Source organism: Arthrobacter sp. Z1-9 (genome assembly GCF_054792695.1).
In genome coordinates, this window is sequence record NZ_CP096456.1 from 1813033 (window position 1) to 1831383 (window position 18351).

At 67.3% G+C, this 18351-nt stretch carries 12 protein-coding genes and 1 pseudogene; 9 read left to right on the forward strand and 4 right to left on the reverse strand.

Annotated features, from left to right (window positions below; genetic code table 11):
- Nucleotides 1–13 precede the first annotated feature (13 nt).
- A complete protein-coding gene (locus M1D93_RS08290; protein WP_461174632.1) occupies nucleotides 14–1006 on the reverse strand; it encodes a M56 family metallopeptidase in 993 nt (330 codons plus the stop codon).
- Nucleotides 1007–1012: 6 nt separating this feature from the next.
- Nucleotides 1013–1399 carry a BlaI/MecI/CopY family transcriptional regulator gene (locus M1D93_RS08295; RefSeq protein WP_256247476.1) on the reverse strand — a complete coding sequence of 129 codons (387 nt, stop codon included), beginning with the start codon at nucleotides 1397–1399 and terminating at the stop codon, nucleotides 1013–1015.
- Nucleotides 1400–1664: 265 nt separating this feature from the next.
- Between M1D93_RS08295 and M1D93_RS08300 the strand changes: the two genes are divergently transcribed.
- Genes M1D93_RS08300 through cydD form a run of 3 tightly spaced genes read left to right on the forward strand, consistent with a single transcriptional unit; the run spans nucleotide 1665 to nucleotide 7901 of the window.
- Nucleotides 1665–3269: a cytochrome ubiquinol oxidase subunit I gene (locus M1D93_RS08300; protein WP_461174967.1), complete on the forward strand. Its 1605-nt coding sequence runs from the start codon at nucleotides 1665–1667 to the stop codon at nucleotides 3267–3269.
- 47 nt (nucleotides 3270–3316) lie between these two features.
- On the forward strand, nucleotides 3317–4366 hold the full coding sequence (cydB, locus tag M1D93_RS08305; RefSeq protein ID WP_461174633.1) for a cytochrome d ubiquinol oxidase subunit II: 1050 nt from the start codon (nucleotides 3317–3319) through the stop codon (nucleotides 4364–4366).
- 1 nt (nucleotide 4367) lies between these two features.
- Nucleotides 4368–7901, forward strand: a complete 3534-nt coding sequence (gene cydD / locus M1D93_RS08310) for a thiol reductant ABC exporter subunit CydD (protein ID WP_461174634.1) — start codon at nucleotides 4368–4370, stop codon at nucleotides 7899–7901.
- Here cydD and M1D93_RS08315 read toward each other — a convergent pair.
- Together M1D93_RS08315 and M1D93_RS08320 are read right to left on the reverse strand one after the other, a co-directional pair.
- On the reverse strand, nucleotides 7883–8401 hold the full coding sequence (locus M1D93_RS08315) for a DinB family protein (protein ID WP_461174635.1): 519 nt from the start codon (nucleotides 8399–8401) through the stop codon (nucleotides 7883–7885). The genes cydD and M1D93_RS08315 overlap by 19 nt on opposite strands.
- 9 nt (nucleotides 8402–8410) lie before the next feature.
- The gene (locus M1D93_RS08320; RefSeq protein WP_461174636.1) at nucleotides 8411–10915 is read right to left on the reverse strand and encodes a DNA gyrase/topoisomerase IV subunit A; all 2505 of its coding nucleotides are present in this window, start codon (nucleotides 10913–10915) and stop codon (nucleotides 8411–8413) included.
- 77 nt (nucleotides 10916–10992) lie between these two features.
- On the opposite strand from M1D93_RS08320, the gene M1D93_RS08325 reads away from it, so the two are divergent.
- The 6 genes and pseudogenes from M1D93_RS08325 to M1D93_RS08350 all read left to right on the forward strand — a co-directional run bounded on the left by M1D93_RS08325 (nucleotide 10993) and on the right by M1D93_RS08350 (nucleotide 18298).
- Nucleotides 10993–13677: a bifunctional acetate--CoA ligase family protein/GNAT family N-acetyltransferase gene (locus tag M1D93_RS08325; protein WP_461174637.1), complete on the forward strand. Its 2685-nt coding sequence runs from the start codon at nucleotides 10993–10995 to the stop codon at nucleotides 13675–13677.
- A gap of 41 nt (nucleotides 13678–13718) precedes the next feature.
- Nucleotides 13719–14462: a DUF5998 family protein gene (locus tag M1D93_RS08330; protein ID WP_461174638.1), complete on the forward strand. Its 744-nt coding sequence runs from the start codon at nucleotides 13719–13721 to the stop codon at nucleotides 14460–14462.
- Nucleotides 14462–15688, forward strand: coding sequence for an alkaline phosphatase family protein (locus M1D93_RS08335; RefSeq protein WP_461174639.1), 1227 nt, complete (start codon nucleotides 14462–14464; stop codon nucleotides 15686–15688). Before M1D93_RS08330 ends, M1D93_RS08335 begins: the two co-directional genes overlap by 1 nt.
- The gene (locus M1D93_RS08340; protein ID WP_461174640.1) at nucleotides 15681–16412 is read left to right on the forward strand and encodes a thymidine kinase; all 732 of its coding nucleotides are present in this window, start codon (nucleotides 15681–15683) and stop codon (nucleotides 16410–16412) included. The genes M1D93_RS08335 and M1D93_RS08340 overlap by 8 nt, the downstream gene beginning before the upstream one ends.
- Nucleotides 16413–16622: 210 nt before the next feature.
- Nucleotides 16623–17998 (forward strand): annotated as a pseudogene (locus M1D93_RS08345) (HNH endonuclease signature motif containing protein); the annotation flags it as partial.
- 147 nt (nucleotides 17999–18145) lie between these two features.
- Entirely contained in the window at nucleotides 18146–18298 is a 153-nt protein-coding gene (locus M1D93_RS08350; RefSeq protein ID WP_461175111.1) for a hypothetical protein, read from the forward strand.
- Nucleotides 18299–18351: the final 53 nt, after the last annotated feature.

Below are 18351 nucleotides of genomic sequence, written 5' to 3' on the forward strand. Positions count from 1 at the left end.
ACGACGGCGGGTGTCAGCCCAGCAGGCCCGGCACCACCAGCAGGGCCGTCGGCAGGGCCAGCAGGAGGACGCAGCCTGCCAGCACCAGGCTTCGGACCGGGGCGGGCAGCTCAGGTTGCGGGGAGAGCAGTCGACTGACGCGCGAGGCCGTGGTGCGGGCGGAGTCCGAGCCAGTCGTGCCGGCTGCGGCATCCAGCCCGGCCAGGGCCATGCTGGGGCCGCCGGAACGAATGACGGCGTCATCGGCAGTCCCCGTCGAACCGCTGGCCACAATGGCGATGGCCTTGATCAGCGTCGCCTTGCTTTCGGTCTTGAGGGCGACGTCGTCGGCCAGCATCTCGATGAGGGAGTTGACAGACTCCTGGGCGAGGCGGGTGGTGGGCAGCCAGGGGAGTGCCTGGCGCCAGGCGGCGAAAGCCCACAGCAGCAGGTGGTGCCTCTGGCTCAGGTGGGCGTTTTCGTGAATCAGGACCGCGCGGAGTTCAGCCGGCTCAAGGGCTGCCATGAGGCCGTCGGACAGCACGGTCACGGAGCGGGCGCCGCCCGGGAGGCAGTAGGCAACAGGCGAATCGTGGTTTATCACCAGTGTCCGGGCGCCTTCGGCTGAGGGCGAAGCAAGGAGCGCGAGAAGTTCGCGGTGCCGCCGCCGCTGGCGTTCGATCTTGTAGTACGTCAGCAGCAGGGTGAATACCAGGTGGGCCGTCAGAAGGGCCGCGGCGGACAGCGCAAAGATATGCCAGAAGCCCAGGGCGGTTGTGGGCGCGTTGAAAAGCACCATCCCGGCCAGTGCCCGGAGCCCGGCAAGGAGGTTATCGCCGATGGGTTCCAGCCCGTACACCAGCATGGCGCCGATCATGGACAATCCGCCGGCCAGTGCGATGGCCTGCCACAGCAGCATGGCGGTAAAGGGAGAGCGCGCGGGCCACTGCGCCCTCGAGAGGAGGATAGGCACCGGCCAGGCCAGGACTATCGCAAGGACCGCCAGCAGGTACGAGGCCCAGAACATGGTCCGTTAGGGGTGGCCAAGCAGTTTGCGCAGAGTCTCGGCTTCACCTTCGGAAACGGATCCGATGAAACGGGCCAGCACGGCCTCGCGGTCCGGGGCCGACCCCAGTACCTCGTGCATCAGTTCGGCGGTGTGGTCCTCGCGGCTGGATACAGCCTGGTAGCGGTGCGGGCGGGTACCCCGTTCGCGTTCCACCAGGCCCTTTTTCTCCAGCCGGGACAGCACGGTGAGCACCGTGGTGACAGCAAGTTCCTTGCCCTCGTGCCCGGCGGCACCATCCTGGCCCACCGATGTCTGTGCGAGCCGGTCCCGCAGAGTGTTCGCGGTGGCTGCTTCATGGCCCGCCCAGAGCAGGTCCATCACTGCCCGTTCCAGTTCACCAAGACTAGCCATTGCACTTTTCCTTTGTTCCCCGCACCACAACCGAAAGGGTTGCGGTGACTTGACGCGTGTTTCAACTACAGGAACCAATTTACCCCGATTCCCTGACACTTTCTACATCGGGTAGAACAGTGTTTGCCTGGAGCTGCGACGGACCGCGGAGGTGCGGCGGTCCGTTTTACTCGGCCGCCGGCGTTGTTCTACACTTTGTAGAAGTTAGAGTTTCTACATCACGTAGAAAACCTTCGCCCGGACAGTAGGGACCGCCTTGGACGCTTTGGACGCTCTGGAAATCGCACGCTGGCAATTCGGCATCACCACCGTCTATCACTTCATGATGGTCCCGCTGACCATCGGCCTGGGGCTGGTCGTGGCAGTGATCCAGACGGCCTGGCACCGCACCGGAAAACCTGAATACCTCCGGATGACCAAGTTCTGGGGGAAGCTCTTCCTTATTAACTTCATCATGGGCGTGGCCACCGGCATCGTCCAGGAATTCCAGTTCGGAATGGCCTGGAGTGAGTACAGCCGCTTTGTGGGCGACGTCTTCGGGGCGCCGCTGGCACTTGAGGCGCTCCTGGCCTTCTTTGTCGAGTCCACCTTCCTGGGCCTGTGGATCTTCGGCTGGAAGCAGCTGAAGCCGGGCATCCACCTCGCCTGCCTCTGGATCGCCGTCGTGGGCTCGGTGTTCTCCGCGTACTTCATCATCGTGGCCAACAGCTGGATGCAGCACCCCGTAGGTGTGGAGATGATCGACGGCCGGCCTGTGATGACGGACGCCTGGGCAGTCTTCACCAACAACACCGCACTCGTTGCCGTTCCCCACACGCTGTTCGGCGCCCTCGCCGTAGCCGGCGGCTTCCTGCTCGGCATCGCCTGGTACCACCTGTGGCGGAGGCGGCGCGACGGCGTCGACACCGTTGGTCCTGACGGCAAGGTGGTCCCCGGTGAGGCAACGGACATCCCCGGCCGGGACAAGGATGACCACAGGGTCTGGATCCGGTCCCTCCGCATCGGCGCGGTGGTGGCCATGATCTCCTTCGCCGGCACCGCCCTCACGGGAGACCTCCAGGGCAAGCTGATGTTCGAGCAGCAGCCCATGAAGATGGCGGCCGCAGAAGCAGCCTGCCACGACGGCACCGGCTTCTCTGTCCTGAGCGTCGGCAACCTCGGCTCCCAGAACTGCGACGACATCGTGGCCCTGATCGAGGTCCCCGGCATCCTCTCCTACCTGGCCAAGGGCGACTTCACCACCGAAGTGCAGGGCGTCAACAGCCTCCTGCCCCAGTACAAGGAGGCGTACGGAACACACCTGCCCGACAACCCCATCTACGGGGAACGTGCCGGCCAGGAAATCGACTACCTTCCGGTCATGGAGGTCACCTACTGGGGCTTCCGCATGATGATCGGGTTCGGCGGACTGGCAGCTCTCGCGGCCCTGGTGGCCCTCTGGCTCACCCGCAAGGGAACCGTCCCCGAATCACGGTGGCTGATGCGCCTCGCCGTCTTTGGAATCCTCGCCCCGTTCGGAGCCAACGCAGCCGGCTGGATCTTCACCGAAATGGGCCGCCAGCCCTTTGTGGTGGCACCCAACCCCGATCCCAACGGCATCGACCAGGTCTTTATGTTCACCGCGGCCGCTGTCTCACCCGGTGTCACCGCCGGCGAACTGCTGGCGTCACTCATCACGCTGACGGCCATCTACGCGGTGCTGCTGGTGGTGGAAGTGAAACTGCTGGTCAAGTACATCCGGGGCGGCGTCGTCTCCGCCATGCCCGAGCTGGTGCACGCACCCGTTGACGAAAACGAGGACGCAACCCCCGGCCCGGGAGGCCAGGGCGGCGGGAAACCCGCCGACGACGTCCTGGCCTTCGCCTACTAGTCCGCGCCACCAGTCCCCGCCAAAGAAGAGCAGAGGAAAACGAAGACATGGAACTGCTGCCAACCATCTGGTTCATCGCCATCGCGGTGCTGTGGACCGGCTACCTCTTCCTTGAGGGTTTTGACCTGGGCGTGGGCATGCTGATGAAGCTTTTCGCCCGGAACAACACCGAGCGCCGCGTCCTGCTCAACACCATTGGCCCGGTGTGGGACGGCAACGAGGTCTGGCTCCTGACCGCCGGCGGGGCAACCTTTGCCGCGTTTCCGCTCTGGTACGCCTCCCTCTTCTCCGCCCTGTACCTTCCGCTGCTGGTGGTACTGGTTGCCCTGATCTTCCGGGCCGTGGCCTTCGAGTACCGCGGAAAAGTGGATACAGATCAGTGGCGGGCCAGGTGGGACTGGGCCATCGCGCTGGGGTCCTTCTTCGCAGCCTTCGGCGTAGGTGCGGCACTGGCCCTGACCACCACCGGCCTTCCGCTGAACGCCAACGGGGACCGCGAAGGCGGGCCGCTGGCGTGGTTCAGTGGCTACGCAGTGCTGGGCGGACTCGCCGTCGTCGGGTTCTCGCTGGTACACGCCCTCGCCTTCCTGGCCTTGAAGACCGACGGCGACGTCCGGCACCGTGCCCGCACCTGGTTCGTCCGGCTGCTTCCCGTCCTGCTCCTGCCCATTGCGGGCTGGGCGCTGAGCATCCAGTTCCTCGACGGCAAGGCCTGGACCTGGGCGCTGGTCCTGCTGGCGGTTGCCGCAGCGGCTGCAGCCTGGGCCAAGGCCCGCAAGGGGGCGGAAGGCAAGGCGTTCGTCGCGCTGGGAGCCTTCCTGGCGCTGGGTTCGGCCTCCATCTTCGGTGCAGTGTTCCCGGTGGTGCTGCCGTCCACGCTGAACGGGGCTTTTGACCTGACCATTTCCAACGCCTCATCCTCCGACTACACTCTGGGCCTTATGAGTGTTGTGGCAGCGTTCGGCCTGCCCCTGGTCATCGCCTACCAGGCCTGGACCTACTGGGTGTTCCGGAGGCGGGTCAGCGCAGCGCACATCCCGGAAGCCCACAGCTTCCTGCCGGCCATCGCCGCCAAGGCATTCACCACCAAGGGCTGACATGCGTCCTACTTTCCCGCCCGGCCCGGCCACCCGTTCAGCCATCTATTGGCTGGGACTCCTCGCCGCCCTCAAGGCGTTGTCGCTGGTCCTGATCGGGCAGGCCGTGGCCTCGGCACTTGCCGGATTCGCTGCGGGGAACCCTGCCTGGGCGGACCAGATGGCAGTGGGCATGGCAGGAGTGGTGCTAAGGTCCCTCACGGTGTGGGGGCAGGCGGTCGCAGCCCGACGCGCCGCCCTCGGCATCAAGGAGGAGCTGCGCTCCGGGCTGCTGGAAAGGGCGCTGCGCAACGGCGTCCGCGGCACAGGACCGGCCGACGGCGGACTGGCGGTGCTGGCCACCCGCGGACTGGACGCGCTGGACAGCTACTACACACAGTTCCTGCCTGCGCTCGTCAACTGTGCGGCCATCCCGCTCCTGGTGGGGGCGCGCATCCTCTTCGCCGACTGGGTCAGTGCGGTAGTCATCGTCCTGACCGTTCCGCTGGTGCCGCTGTTTATGGTGCTGATCGGCCGGTACACGGAGGACAACGTCCGCGAGGCGCAGGCGTCCCTCGCCAGGCTTTCCACCCACATGCTGGAACTCGCCAAGGGACTGCCGGTCCTGGTGGGCCTGGGCCGTGCCACCGCCCAGCGCAAGGCGCTCGAGGAAATTTCCGAGGAATACCGTGCCCGCACCATGGGGACCCTGCGGACCGCGTTCCTCTCGGCGCTGGCGCTCGAGCTCATCGCCACCATTTCCGTTGCCGTGGTGGCTGTTTTCATCGGCGTCCGGCTGGTCCACGGCGACATGCCACTGGAGGCCGGCCTGCTGGCCCTGATCCTCGCGCCGGACTGCTACCTGCCGCTGCGCGAACTGGGCACCGCCCACCATGCCAGCGACGACGGGCGGGTGGCGCTCGCCGAAACAACGGCAGTGACTGACGCGCCGGAGCCGCAGCCGCTTCGGACAGTACCGGCCGGAAGGCCCGGTGCACCGATCACTGTCAGCGGACTCACGGTGAGCTACGAAGGGCGGTCCCTGCCCGCCGTCGGACCGCTCAGCTTCAGCGCACCGCAGAGCAGGATCACCGCGCTGGACGGACCCAGCGGCGCCGGCAAAAGCACGGTGCTGGGAATACTGGCCGGGACCATCGGCCACGGAGCCGGCACTACCGTCAGCGGCACCATCACGGGTTTGGACCGCACCAGGATTGCCTGGGTTCCCCAGCATCCGGTCATGGTGGCGGAGACGGTGCTCGACGAGGTGGTCCTCTACCTCTCGGGCAGCGCCGGCACTGAAACAGTTGAACACCGGCGCCAAGGAGCGGAAGCTGCTGCCCGTGCCTGCCTGGTCCGTGCTGCAGCCGGACACCTTGCTGCCAAACACCCTGCGGAGCTGAGCCCGGGAGAGCTCCGCCGCGTCGCTTTGGCACGGGGCCTGGCACGGATCGAGGCCGGCGCCACCGTCCTGCTGCTGGATGAACCCACGGCGCACCTGGACGATGCCTCGGCGGCATTGGTGGAAGACGCCATCCGGAAGCTCCGGGGACAGGTGACTGTCATCCTGGTGGCGCACGAAAACCGCACCCGCGCCCTCGCGGAACACCTGGTGCCGGTGGGCAGGCACAGCCGGGCGATCCCGGCCACCGAACACCCTGCGGATGGTGAGGAAGCCGTCCCGCATATTGTGAACCAGAGCGCGCCGGCACGGGCTGTGCCCTCTTTCCCTGCGGGGGATCAGCCAGCTCCTGCAGAAGCTCCGGCTGCAAGCGCTGGCGGGCAGGACGCAGACAAGCGCGGAGCGGCCCGGCTGCTGGCGGCACTCCTGGCGCCCGTGCGGGGCAAGTTTGCCGCCGCAGCCCTGGTGGGTACCTTGGCGGCAGTCTTCGCCGTGGCCCTGTCCGGGCTGTCCGGCTGGCTCATCATCCGGGCCAGCGAGCAGCCGCCCATCCTTTACCTGCTGACCGCCATCGTTGGCGTCCGGTTTTTCGGAATCGGCCGCGCTGTGCTCCGGTACTGTGAGCGGCTCCTCCTGCACGATGCCGTTTTCGCTGCCCTCACGCAGCTGCGGGGCCGGCTGTGGCAATCCCTGAGCCGGCGGGCGCTGCCGCTCCGACGGCTGTTGCAGGGCGGCAACGTCCTGGGAACGGTGATTGACGACGTCGATACCGTCCGCGACCTCCTGCCGCGCGTTGTCCTGCCGCCGGTCACAGCACTGGCGGTTTCGGCACTGGCCCTGATCACCACGACGTTGCTGGTGCCCGCCGCGCTTCCGGCCGTGATCGCTGCCAGTGTGGCCAGCCTCCTGCTCGCACCGGCAGTTGCCCTCTGGGGCGACCGCAAGTCCGCCACTGCCGAGCAACTCCTCCGCTCCGGGGTCCTGCGACGGGTTTCGGCAGCCCTTGACGCCCGTGCCGAACTCCACGCCAACGGCGCTGCTCCCCGCGTCCTCAGTGCATTGCGTGCCCGGGACCGCGAGGCCACCAAGGCTTCGCAGCGGTCGGCCTGGGCTGACGGCCTGGGACAGGCCATCACCACCGCTGCCTGTGGTGCCGCCGCCCTTGGCGCCGCCTGGCTGGCGGGTCCGGCGGTGCTCGCCGGGCAGCTCCCGCCGGCGACGGCGGCCGTGGTGGTCCTGCTGCTCCTGGCGCTGGTGGAGCCCTTCGCAGCAATGACGACGGCGGTACGCCAGTTCCCTGCGCTGCGGACGGTGATGCAGCGCATGGCCGGGTCCGGGGCGCTGGAGGAGAGCGCCCGGGACCACCGCGAGCACCGTGATCCTCGAGGGGCCGATGGTGATGGCCTGCAGACTGTTCCTGCCCGCCCGCGCAGCCTTCCCGGCGTCGAACTGGCAGGCCTCTCAGCCGCCTGGCCCGGCGGGGCTCCCGTGTTCTCCGGCCTGGACGCCGTGGCGGAGCCGGGGAGGTGGCTGGCCGTCACCGGCCCATCGGGCTCGGGAAAGTCCACGCTGCTGTCGGTGCTGCTCGGCTTCCTGCCGGTTGCCGCCGGACGGGTCGGCGTGACGGGCCGGGCTGCCTGGTGCCCGCAGGAAGCGCACCTGTTTGATTCCACCATCCGCGGGAACCTGCTGCTGGGCCGGCCTGCCTCCGGTGGCGGAACCGCCGGAACCGGCAGGGAAGCCGACGGCGACATGCTGGCTGCCCTGGCGTCAGTCGGACTGGCCGGCCTGCTGGAGCGGCTGCCGGCAGGCCTGGACACGCGGATCGGTCCCGGCGGGGCCTTCTTGAGCGGCGGGGAGCGGCAGCGCCTGGCCGTGGCCCGCACCCTGATGACCGGTGCGGAGGTGATCCTGCTGGATGAGCCGACGGCCCACCTGGATGCAGAGTCGGCACGGGCCATGCTGTCGGACCTGCGGCACGGACTGCGGCACCGCACCGTGGTGTTGGTGACGCACAACCCGGCCGACATCCGGGCCGAGGATGCACGCCTGGTGCTTGCGCCCGGTGCCGGCACGGCAGCCGCAGAGCATGCCCGGTCAGAGGACGACCGCCTTGTGGCCTTATCTGCGGGGGATCAGCCGTCCACGTCGTGAAGGTGATGGACCACGTCGTGCAGGAAGTACTGGGAAAGCGTCAGGACGGTGAACTCCGAGCCGTTGCTGCGCAGCCCCTTACGTCCCCACTCCGATTCGCGGACGGCGGCGAACGACTCCGCCGCCTGCTTTCCTTCGGCCGTAAGCTCGGCGCTGACCACCGCGGGGTCGGCGTTGGCGTAGTCCTTGTCGACGGCCGTCTGGTCCTGGTCCCAGTTCTCGAACCTGGCATCGTCCGAATCGAGCATGAGGTTCAGCCGCTGGTCGAAAAGGCTGAACACGTCCCGGACATGGCAGGCGTACTCCAACGCGGACCAGGAGTGGTCGTTGGGCCGCTCGGCCACGTCAGGCCGCCGCAGCACTGCCCGCCAGCGGGGGAGCAGGCTCCCGATACTGCCGGCAACAGTTGATGGCGTGGCCGTGGAGGCATCGAACGAGCATTCCGGGCACGGACGGGTGAGGACCCAGGTCCAGTCCTTTTCATCAGGCACGATAGGCATGTGAGCAGTCTAAGCGGGATCCGGCCAGGCCATGGCAGGGCCCACCACCTCGACCGGCTGGGACAGCGGGATCCCGGAACCGTCGCGCCGCCCGTGCTCCTGTGGCAGGGACCGGGCGACGCCGGCCGCCGATGAAGCCTTCGCGGGGCCGTGGCCGGCCCACGCCAGCAGCAGGATGTCCTCGCCCTTCAGGAAGCGGTGTGCCCGCACTCCCGCCGTCGCGCGTCCCTTCACGGGGTACTCGGAGAATGCTGTCACTTTGGCGGTACCCGGCGCCGTGCCCGGGAGTGCCCCCGTGGTGCCGGCGATGGTCACCACCACTGCGGACTCGTCCTTTGACTGGACGGCGCCGAAGAAGAGTACGCGGTCACCGGCAGCGAGCTTTATTCCGGCCATGCCGCCGGCTGTGCGCCCCTGTGGCCGCACTCCGCCGGCAGCGAACTTCAGCAGCTGGGCCTGGCTCGTCAGGAAGACCAGTTCTGCATCGTCCGCTCCCGCGGGCGCGACACCCACAACATAGTCCTTGTCCTTCAGCGCAATGGCTTCCCAGTCCTCGCGGTTCAGGGGATAGTCGGGCTGCACCCGCTTCACCACTCCCTGGGCCGTTCCGATGGCCAGCACCTCGTCGAGCGGGGCGAACGCCACCAGGGTTTCCCCCTTCAGCAGGGTGATGAAGTCCTTGGCCGGAACGCCGCCGGCGAGGTTCGGCAGCCCGGAAACCGGCGGCAGGACGGGCATGTCCATCACCTGCAGGCGGAGCATGCGCCCCTGCGAGGTGACGGCGGCAATCTCGCCCCTGGCGGACGTTTTGACCACCGAGGTATACACGTCGTGCTTGGTCCTTGGTCCCGCCTCTGCCAGCGGCTCCCGGTTGCTGGTGCGCGCTATCTGGCCCGAGGCGGTCAGGATAGCCCAGCAGGGGTCGTCGGCGATTTCCAGTGCCAGCGGGACTGGCTTGCCCTTCTTCCCGTTGGCCAGGGCCAGGTCGGCGGCGACGGTGGGGGACACCGCCTCGGATTCGAGCAACACGGTCCGCCGGGGGGTGCCGTGCGCCTCGGCGATGGCGCCGAGTTCGTCGGACACCAGGTTCCGCAGCCGCTCCTCGGAGCCGAGGATGGCCTCCAGCTCCGCAATTTCACGGCGCAGCTCGTCCTGTTCCTTCTCCAGCTCAATCCGCGAGTATTTGGTCAGCTGGCGCAGCCGAAGCTCCAGGATGTAGTTCGCCTGGATTTCCGTGAGGTCGTAGATGGACATCAGCCGGGCCCGGGCGGCGGCGGCCTCGTCGGAGGACCGGATGATCTGGATGACCTCATCGATGTCCACGATGGCGATCAGGAGGCCTTCCACCAGGTGCAGGCGGTCCTTCTTCTTCCCCAGCCGGAAAGCGGTCCGGCGGCGCACCACATCGATCCGGTGGTTCACGTACACCGTCAGCAGCTGCACCAGTCCGAGCGTCTGCGGCTGGCCGTCCACCAGAGTGACATTGTTGATGCCGAAGGAATCCTCCATCGGCGAATAGCGGTACAGCTGCTGGAGCACAGCGTTCGGGTTGAAGCCGTTCTTGAGCTCGATCACCAGGCGCAGGCCGTGCTTGCGGTCCGTCAGGTCCACGATGTCGCTGATGCCGGTCAGCTTTTTGGAGTTGACGGCGTCCTTGATCTTCTCGATGACCTTTTCCGGGCCCACCATGTAGGGCAGTTCGGTGACCACCAGGCCGGTCCGGCGCGCGGAAAGCTGTTCCACCTCCACCTTGGCCCGCGTCTTGAAGGAGCCGCGGCCGGTGGCGTAGGCATCGCGGATACCGTCCAGTCCCACGATCCTGCCGCCGCTGGGCAGGTCCGGCCCGGGGACGAAACGCATGAGGTCGTCCAGGGTGGCGTCCGGGTTGGCGATCAGGTGGCGGGCGGCGGAGATGACCTCCACGAGGTTGTGCGGGGCCATGTTGGTGGCCATGCCGACGGCGATGCCCGTGGCCCCGTTGACCAGCAGGTTCGGGAAAGCGGCCGGCAGGACGTCCGGCTGGGTGAGCTGGTTGTCATAGTTGGGGACAAAGTCCACCACGTCCTCATCGAGGTGGTCGGTGAGGGTGAGGGCAGCAGCCGCGAGCCGCGCCTCGGTGTACCGCGGGGCGGCAGGGCCGTCGTCGAGCGAGCCGAAGTTGCCGTGCCCGTCAATCAGCGGCAACCGCAGCGAGAAGTCCTGGGCCATGCGCACCATGGCGTCGTAGATGGCCGTGTCGCCGTGCGGGTGCAGCTTGCCCATGACCTCGCCCACCACGCGGGCGCTTTTGACGTGTCCCCGGTCCGGGCGAAGGCCCATGTCGCTCATCATGTAGAGGATGCGGCGCTGCACCGGCTTGAGGCCGTCCCGGGCGTCCGGAAGCGCCCGGGAGTAGATCACCGAGTACGCGTACTCCAGGAAGGAGCCCTCCATTTCGGAGGTCACATCGATGTCCACGATGTTTTCCGTATAGCTGGTGTCTACTGCGGGGGCTGGACTTTGGCGGCGTGCCATGGGGGTTGGTAAATCCTTCTTCGGTACTATGCAGCTGACGGGGGTGTGCTGCGGAAGTTTTTGGCTAGGCTAAGCCTATGGTGGATCAGCCCGGGGACGGCGAATATCCGGAACATTGGGAAGCCGATGTCGTGCTGCGGGACGGCGGGACAGCCCACTTGCGGCCGATTCATCCCTCCGATGCTGACGCTGTCCAGGCCTTCCACGTCGGGCAGTCGCAGGATTCAATCTACATGCGGTTCTTCGCCTTCAAAGCCAGGCTGTCCAGCAAAGAGCTTAAGCGCTTCACTGAGGTCGACTACAAGGACCGGGTGGCTTTCGTCATCACCATCCGCGGCGAAATCGTTGGCATTGGGCGGTACGACCGGCTTGATGACCCCACCGAGGCGGAGGTGGCGTTCAACATTGCCGATTCCCACCAGGGACGGGGAATCGGGTCCATCCTCCTGGAACACCTGGCCACCGCGGCGCATGAAAACGGGATCCGGCGCTTCAGCGCCGAGGTGCTGCCGGAAAACCGCAAGATGCTGAAGGTATTTTCCGAGGCCGGCTACGACGTCCGGCGGCACTTTGACGACGGCGTCGTCAGCCTCGAGTTCAACATCGACCCCACGGAGAAGTCCCGTGCCGTGATGGAATCCCGGGAGCACCGCGCGGAGGCGCGGAGCGTGCGGGACCTGCTGACGCCGTCGTCCATTGCCGTGATCGGTGCCAGCCGCAAGTGGGGGACCGTCGGCTACCAGCTGCTGGAGCACATTATCGAAGGCGGCTTCAGCGGCCCCGTCTACGCCATCAACCCGGAAGCGCTGGAGCTCGCGGGCATGATGTCGTTCGGCAAACTGGCCGAGGTCCCGGACCCCGTCCAGCTGGCCGTCGTCGCCGTCCCCTATGAAGAAGTCCCCGCCGTGGTGGCGGATTGCGCCGCTGCCGGCGTCAGGGGGCTGGTGGTTGCCTCCGCAGGCTTCGCGGACGACGGCGAACGCGGCCTGCTGCGCCAGCGGGACCTGGTGCGGCAGGCCCGGGCAAGCGGCATGCGGGTTATTGGGCCGGCGTCGCTGGGAATCGTGAACACCAACCCCGAGGTGTCCCTCAACGCTTCGATGGCGCCCACCATGCCGCTCCGGGGCGGGCTGGGCCTGTTCAGCCAGTCCGCGGCCATCGGCGTCTCCCTGTACGCCGCTTCCAGCCGGCGCCGGCTGGGACTGTCCACGTTCCTGTCGGCCGGTAACCGGGCTGACGTCTCCGGCAACGACATGATGCAGTACTGGGAGGACGATCCCGATACCACCGCCGTCGGGCTCTACCTTGAATCCATCGGCAACCCGCGCAAGTTCTCCCGCCTGGCCCGGCGCCTGGCCCGGACCAGGCCGGTCATCGTGGCCAAGTCCGACGCCATGGGACTGCGGCTGCCGCCCGGGCACGCGGTCCGGACAACCCAGGCGCCCTCCGGCGCGCTGGACGCGATGCTGCGCCAGTCCGGCGTCATCCGGGTGGAAACCATTGAGCAGCTGATGGACGTCGCGCAGGTGGTTTCCGCCCAGCCACTCCCCGCCGGTCCGGGACTGGCGATCTTCAGCAACTCCCGGGCGCTGGGGAAGGTGGTGGCAGACAGTGCGTCTTCCCAGGGCCTTATGGTTGCGGAACTGGTCACCGGCGTGGACCTCGACGCCGGGCAGTCGGTTGCCCTTCCCGCCCTGCGCGCCAGCCTGCTCAAGACACTCGGGTCCGACGCCGTCCACTCGGCTGTTGCGGCGCTGCTCCCCGCCCGCGGGCTGACCGTGGACAGCATCGCGGAAGTACTGGCCGAATGCTCGGCAACAGCGGGAAAGCCTGTGGTGGCCGCCTTCACCGGCATCCTTGACCCTTCCATCTCCGTGGAGGGGATGCTGGGATCCACGGAACGTGCCGTCCCCTGCTTTTCCAATCCGGGGGCAGCCGTCGCTGCGCTCGCTGCCGTGGTCCGCTATTCGGAATGGGTGTCCCGGGACCAGGGGCATTTCGTGGAACCCGAAGGATGTAATCCCGAGCTCGCCCGGGCCGAAATCGAAGCCCTGCTCAGGGATGTCAAAGGTGAGCAGCTGAAAAAGCTGGATCCGGCAGCCGCGGCCTCGCTGCTGGGCCATTACGGGATCAGGGTGCTGCCTTCGGTGGGCTTTGATGACCCGGACCAGGCCGTTGAGGCTGCGGATGCCCTGGGCTGGCCCGTCGTGCTGAAGACTACCGATCCTGCCCTCCGGCACCGGCTGGATCTCGGCGGTGTGCGGCTGGACATCCAGGATGCGGAATCGCTGCGGCAGAACGTGCTGCAGATGCGGCGGGTGCTCTCAAGCTACGGCGACCCCGCGCTGGAAGTTCAAAGCATGGCGCCGGTAGGACAGGCCTGCACTTTTCGTGCCATCGAGGACCCGCTGCTGGGCCCGGTGATCTCGTTCGGGCTCGCCGGAGACGCGGTGAACCTGCTCGACGACTGGGCGCACCGGGTGCCGCCGCTCTCCGCCGGCGACGTCGACGACTTCATCCGCGCGCCGCGGGCGGCCCAAAAGTTGTTTGGCTACCAGGGCCTGCCTGCCGTGGACGTCAAGGCGCTGGAGGACCTTGCCGGCCGCCTCGCCTGGCTCAAGGACAACCACCCCGAGATCGCCCTGGTGGAACTCAACCCCGTCCTGTGCGGGACCTCGGGAGCCACCACCCTTGCTGCCGACATCCGCATCGGCAATGCCGCCCAGCGCACGGACAGCGCGCGCCGGGCCATGCTGGGCTGAGGCGGTTAGCAAGTGACCGGCCGATCTGTGAAAATGGGGGAATGAGCTCACAGCCTCCCGCGTCGGCGCCCGAAACGCCCGACTATGAAACCCAGGCAGTCCGCCACCACAGCTCACACAGCCATAGCGCCCAGGGCCAGAGCCTGGAAGGCGCCCTTCAGAAGGCGGGCTTCTACCCCCGCCTCGTGGCCGACGTCGTCGATGACGCCCTGGACGGCCGCGACTGTGTTGCCCACCTTGTGCACCTGGAAACCCACTTCGACCGTGCGGAAGTCCGGCGCCACATCACGGTGCTGGTGCTCACCTCGGACATGCTGGTGATCACCCACGTCGATGACCAGCAGCTGGACGAGGCCGGCGAGCAGATCGTCGCCCAAATCTCCACCGAGTCCGTTCCCGTGGCCCAGATCCGGTCCGTTGTGCTCAGCTACATGTATGCACAGCCGCAGAACTACAAGCCCTCCGACCCGGTGCGGGAGGTAACGCTGTCGATCGCCTGGTCCGGCGGCCAGAGGCTGGACATGGGCCCAGCCAGCTGCGGGGATCCCCAGTGCGAAGCCGACCACGGCTACAGCGGAACCATCGCCCAGGAGGACATCGTCCTGCGCATCAGCGCCGAGGCGGACGGCCTGCAGGCGGTGCAGGATGCGAAGCTTTTCGCCCGCGCACTTCGTGCCGTCAATACCGGTTCCCCCGCGCCGCAGCCGCACGCGCAGTCGATGCCGCCGCGGCCGCGTGCAGGAGTCTTCGGCAACCGCCTCAGCCGCGGGCACCAGCAGCGCTGATGCCCGAAGACCGCCACCCGAACGCCAACTTTTCCGCCCGGCCACGTCAGATTGTCCTGCCGCCTGCGCCTGCCTACGGGCAACGCTCCATCGCCGACGTGCTCACCAGCGCCGCTGCGAGCCTGGGCGTGGACGGGTTTGAGAATACCCTTGGCCTGCCTGCCGCCTCCCGCGTGTGCGTGGTGCTGGCGGACGGCCTGGGCCGGAACCTGCTGAAGCAGAAATCAGCCCACACGCCCTTCCTGCGCTCGGTCATCCAGGCCGGGCAGGGAGCGGTCCCCGTCTGGCTCGATTCCGCCTTCCCTTCTACTACCGCGGCCGCGTTGGCCAGTTTCGGCACCGGGCTCGCACCAGGCCAGCACGGCATGGTGGGGTATGACGTGCTGGACCCGGAGCAGGACAAGGTAGTCAACCTGCTCGGAAACTGGGATCCCGCCGTCGACCCCGCGACGTGGCAGCCGTTTCCCACGGTCCTGGAACGCGCCGCGGAACACGTGGACGTCACCACCGTCAGCCTGCCGCAGTTCGGCGGCTCGCCAATGACCCGGGCCGCCCTGCGGGGCGGTAAATTCATCTCCGCCACCACGGCGCACGCCCGGACGGAAGCTGCGGCGGAGGCCATGTCCGCCGCCAATCCATCGCTGATGTACTTCTACCTGAACGAGCTGGACAAGGCCGGGCACCGCTACGGCTGCCAGTCCGAGCAGTGGGAGCACCAGCTCGAAGAGCTTGACGCCACCATGAAGCGGCTCAACGCTTCCCTTCCCGCCGGCACCACCATCCTGCTCACCGCGGACCACGGCATGCTCGACGTCCCGGAGCAGCAACGTATCGATTTCTCCGCCGAGCCAGCCCTGGTGGAAGGGGTCCGGCATACCGCGGGGGAGCCGCGGATGGTTCATCTCTACCTTGAACACGGTGCAGGGGAGGACGTCCGTGACCGCCTGCTCGCGGCCTGGCGCGCACGTTTCGGCGAACAGGTCTGGGCCTTCACCCGTGAGGACGCACTCGCGGCGGGCCTGTTCGGCACGGTCCGTCCCGCCGTCGAGGGCAGGATAGGCGACATCATGATCGCGGCGAGGGACGCCGTGGCCCTGTATGACACACGCCGCGTCCGTCCCACCGCCATGGAAGTGGTGGGCCAGCACGGCTCGCTCACCAAAGCCGAGCGGGAGGTCCCCCTGCTCTGCTTTACGGCCGGCGGCAGGAGTTCACGCCGTGGCTGAACTGGTCTTTTTCTCCGGCACCATGGACTGCGGAAAGTCGACCCTCGCGCTGCAGATGGACCACAACCACCGGGCCAGGGGACGCGGCGGAGTGCGCTTCAGCCGCAACGACCGCGCCGGCGAATCGCGCATCTCCAGCCGCCTGGGCCTGCAGACCGATGCCGTTGAGGTGGTGGACGGCACCGACTTCTGGGAGGAAGTCATGCTGCGGCGCACGCAGGGGCAGCGGGTGGACTACCTGATTTGTGACGAAGCCCAGTTCTATACGCCCGAGCAGGTGGAACAACTGGCGAAGGTCGTGGACGAGATCGACGTGGACGTGTTCGCTTTCGGTATCACCGCCGATTTCCGTACCAGGCTTTTTCCCGGTTCCCAGCGGCTTGTCGAACTGGCCGACCGGGTGCAGGTGCTGCAGGTGGAGGCGCTGTGCTGGTGCGGCCGCCGCGCCACCCACAATGCCCGGACGGTCGACGGCGTGATGGTCACCGAAGGCGCGCAGGTGGTGGTGGGCGACGTGGACATGGCGGGAGAATCCGCTGCCGCACCCTGGGGCGGCGACCACGTCCCGGTTGTGGGCTACGAGACCCTCTGCCGTAGGCACTATATGCGTCGCGTTACTGCCCATGGCGCCGCTTTGATGGGCCAGCAGGACCCGCTGCTGCCGTTCGAAGTCGATGCCTGCCTGTGGCGCGGAGCGGGTGGAGCCGGGGCTACCGGGTTTTAGCAACGGGATCAGCATGAGCTGCTCTGGCACCCGAGGCAGGTCCGACGCCGCATCCTGCCCGGTGGGGGTTGCTGCTCCGGCACCGCGGCCATTTGCCGCTTGCTGCTCCTTCGTCGCTCTGACGCAAGCTACACAAATGACCCCGGCACCTTCGCTGAGCTTCTGCGTTTAGGGCCCTGTTTTGTCAGACCCTCGCAAGAGGATAGTTGCATGGAAACGAACCCGGCAGTGGTGCAGGCGGAGGAAGCCCTTGTCGCTGCTGTCGCTGCATTCATGGCGGCGCTGGCTGGCAGCGATACAGCTGTTTCCGGTGCCACTGGCGGACCCGATGCCGCGGGCATTCCTGGTGCTGGGGTGGGGTTTGATGATGATCCGTTGCAGCGGGTTGCTGATCGGGCTTTGCATGTTCTTGCCGGGGTGGCCCGGTCCGAAGCGAAGATCGCGGCAGTGAAGGCGGAAGCGGTGGCGGTGTTTGCTGCGGCCACGAAAGCGCTGAATCCGCCGGCTTCTTCCCCGTATGAGGCGACGGCGCAGGACCGGAGCTTGGTCGCCGAGGTCGGGTGTGTGCTGGCGATTGGTGACCGGGCCGCCGGTGCCCTGCTCGCTGACTCCCATGCCCTCACCACGTCCCTGCCGCGGGCCCTGGCGGCACTGCAGTCAGACACGATTTCCTGGGCGCACGCCCGGACCATGGTGGATCAGACCGTGGGCCTTGACCCTGCCGGGGCGGCGGCTTTGGAGGCGCACTTCCTGGACCCGGAGGCCCCTGGTGCGGCCCGGCGGTGCCCGGTAGGGGAGATGCCGGCGTACCGGTTCAAGGCCAAGGCCAGGGGGTGGCGGGAACGCCACCACCCGGAAAGCCTGGAGAAACGGCACGCCAAGGGTGTGGCGGACCGGCGGGTCGAATACTGGCCGGACAACGACGGGACGGCCTGGATCGCCGCGTGCCTGCCCGCGGATCAGGCGTCCGCGATCTTGGACCGGCTCACCGACATCTCCCGGGACATGCAGGGACCGGAGGAATCCCGCACCCTCTCCCAGCTCCGGGCAGATGTCGCTGCGGGCTGGCTCCTGGGCGGCACGACCACCGAGATACCCTCACCCCGGGCCCAGGTGCTGGTCACCGTGCCGGTGTTCTCCCTGATGGGCCTGACTGATGAGCCGGCGATGCTGGACGGCTACGGCCCCATTCCGGCGTCGATGGCACGGGACCTCGTTGCCAAGGGTGCAGGCTCGTTCTACCGGGTGCTGGTGGATCCGCGGGACGGGGCACCGTTGGAGATCGGCCGCACCAACTACCGGCTCACGAAGGCCATGCGGAACTGGCTCAGCTTGCGGGACGGCAAATGCCCGTTCCCTGGCTGCAACAACCCCTCCCTGGACAACGAAGCCGACCACATCCTTGCCTGGCACAACGGCGGGACCTCGGTCAACCCTGCCGCAAACACCACAAACTTCGGCACACCGGCGGCTGGAAACCCACCCCGGCCACCACAACCGAACCGCCCGGCTGGATCTCACCGTCCGGCCGGCACTACAAAAGCGAACAGCAGGACTGGGAACCACCAGTGTGGCCGGAATGGCTAGCACCGGAGCGGATGGCGGACGGGCACCGCGCTGATCCCGCCGTTCAATGCCAACGAATGTCTCATCCGGCTTTGCCCCATCTGGACCAATTGGACCTCGAGCTGTCCAATATGTGTGGCAAAAATCCAAGCCTGCCCGAACAAGGCATGCCTTCTTCAGAAACCGACTATGAGGATCCGCTCCTCGAGGACCTGCCGGACTTCGACATTCCTGAGGACCCCGGGGTTCCCGAAGACGAACTGCCCCAGGACCCGTTCGCCGAGTGGCATCTCATGCTGGCCTTAGCGGTCCACGTCTAGTCAGGAAACACGGAACAAATCGAGGCCTTAGCCTCCGATGTTTGTAGCTTGAG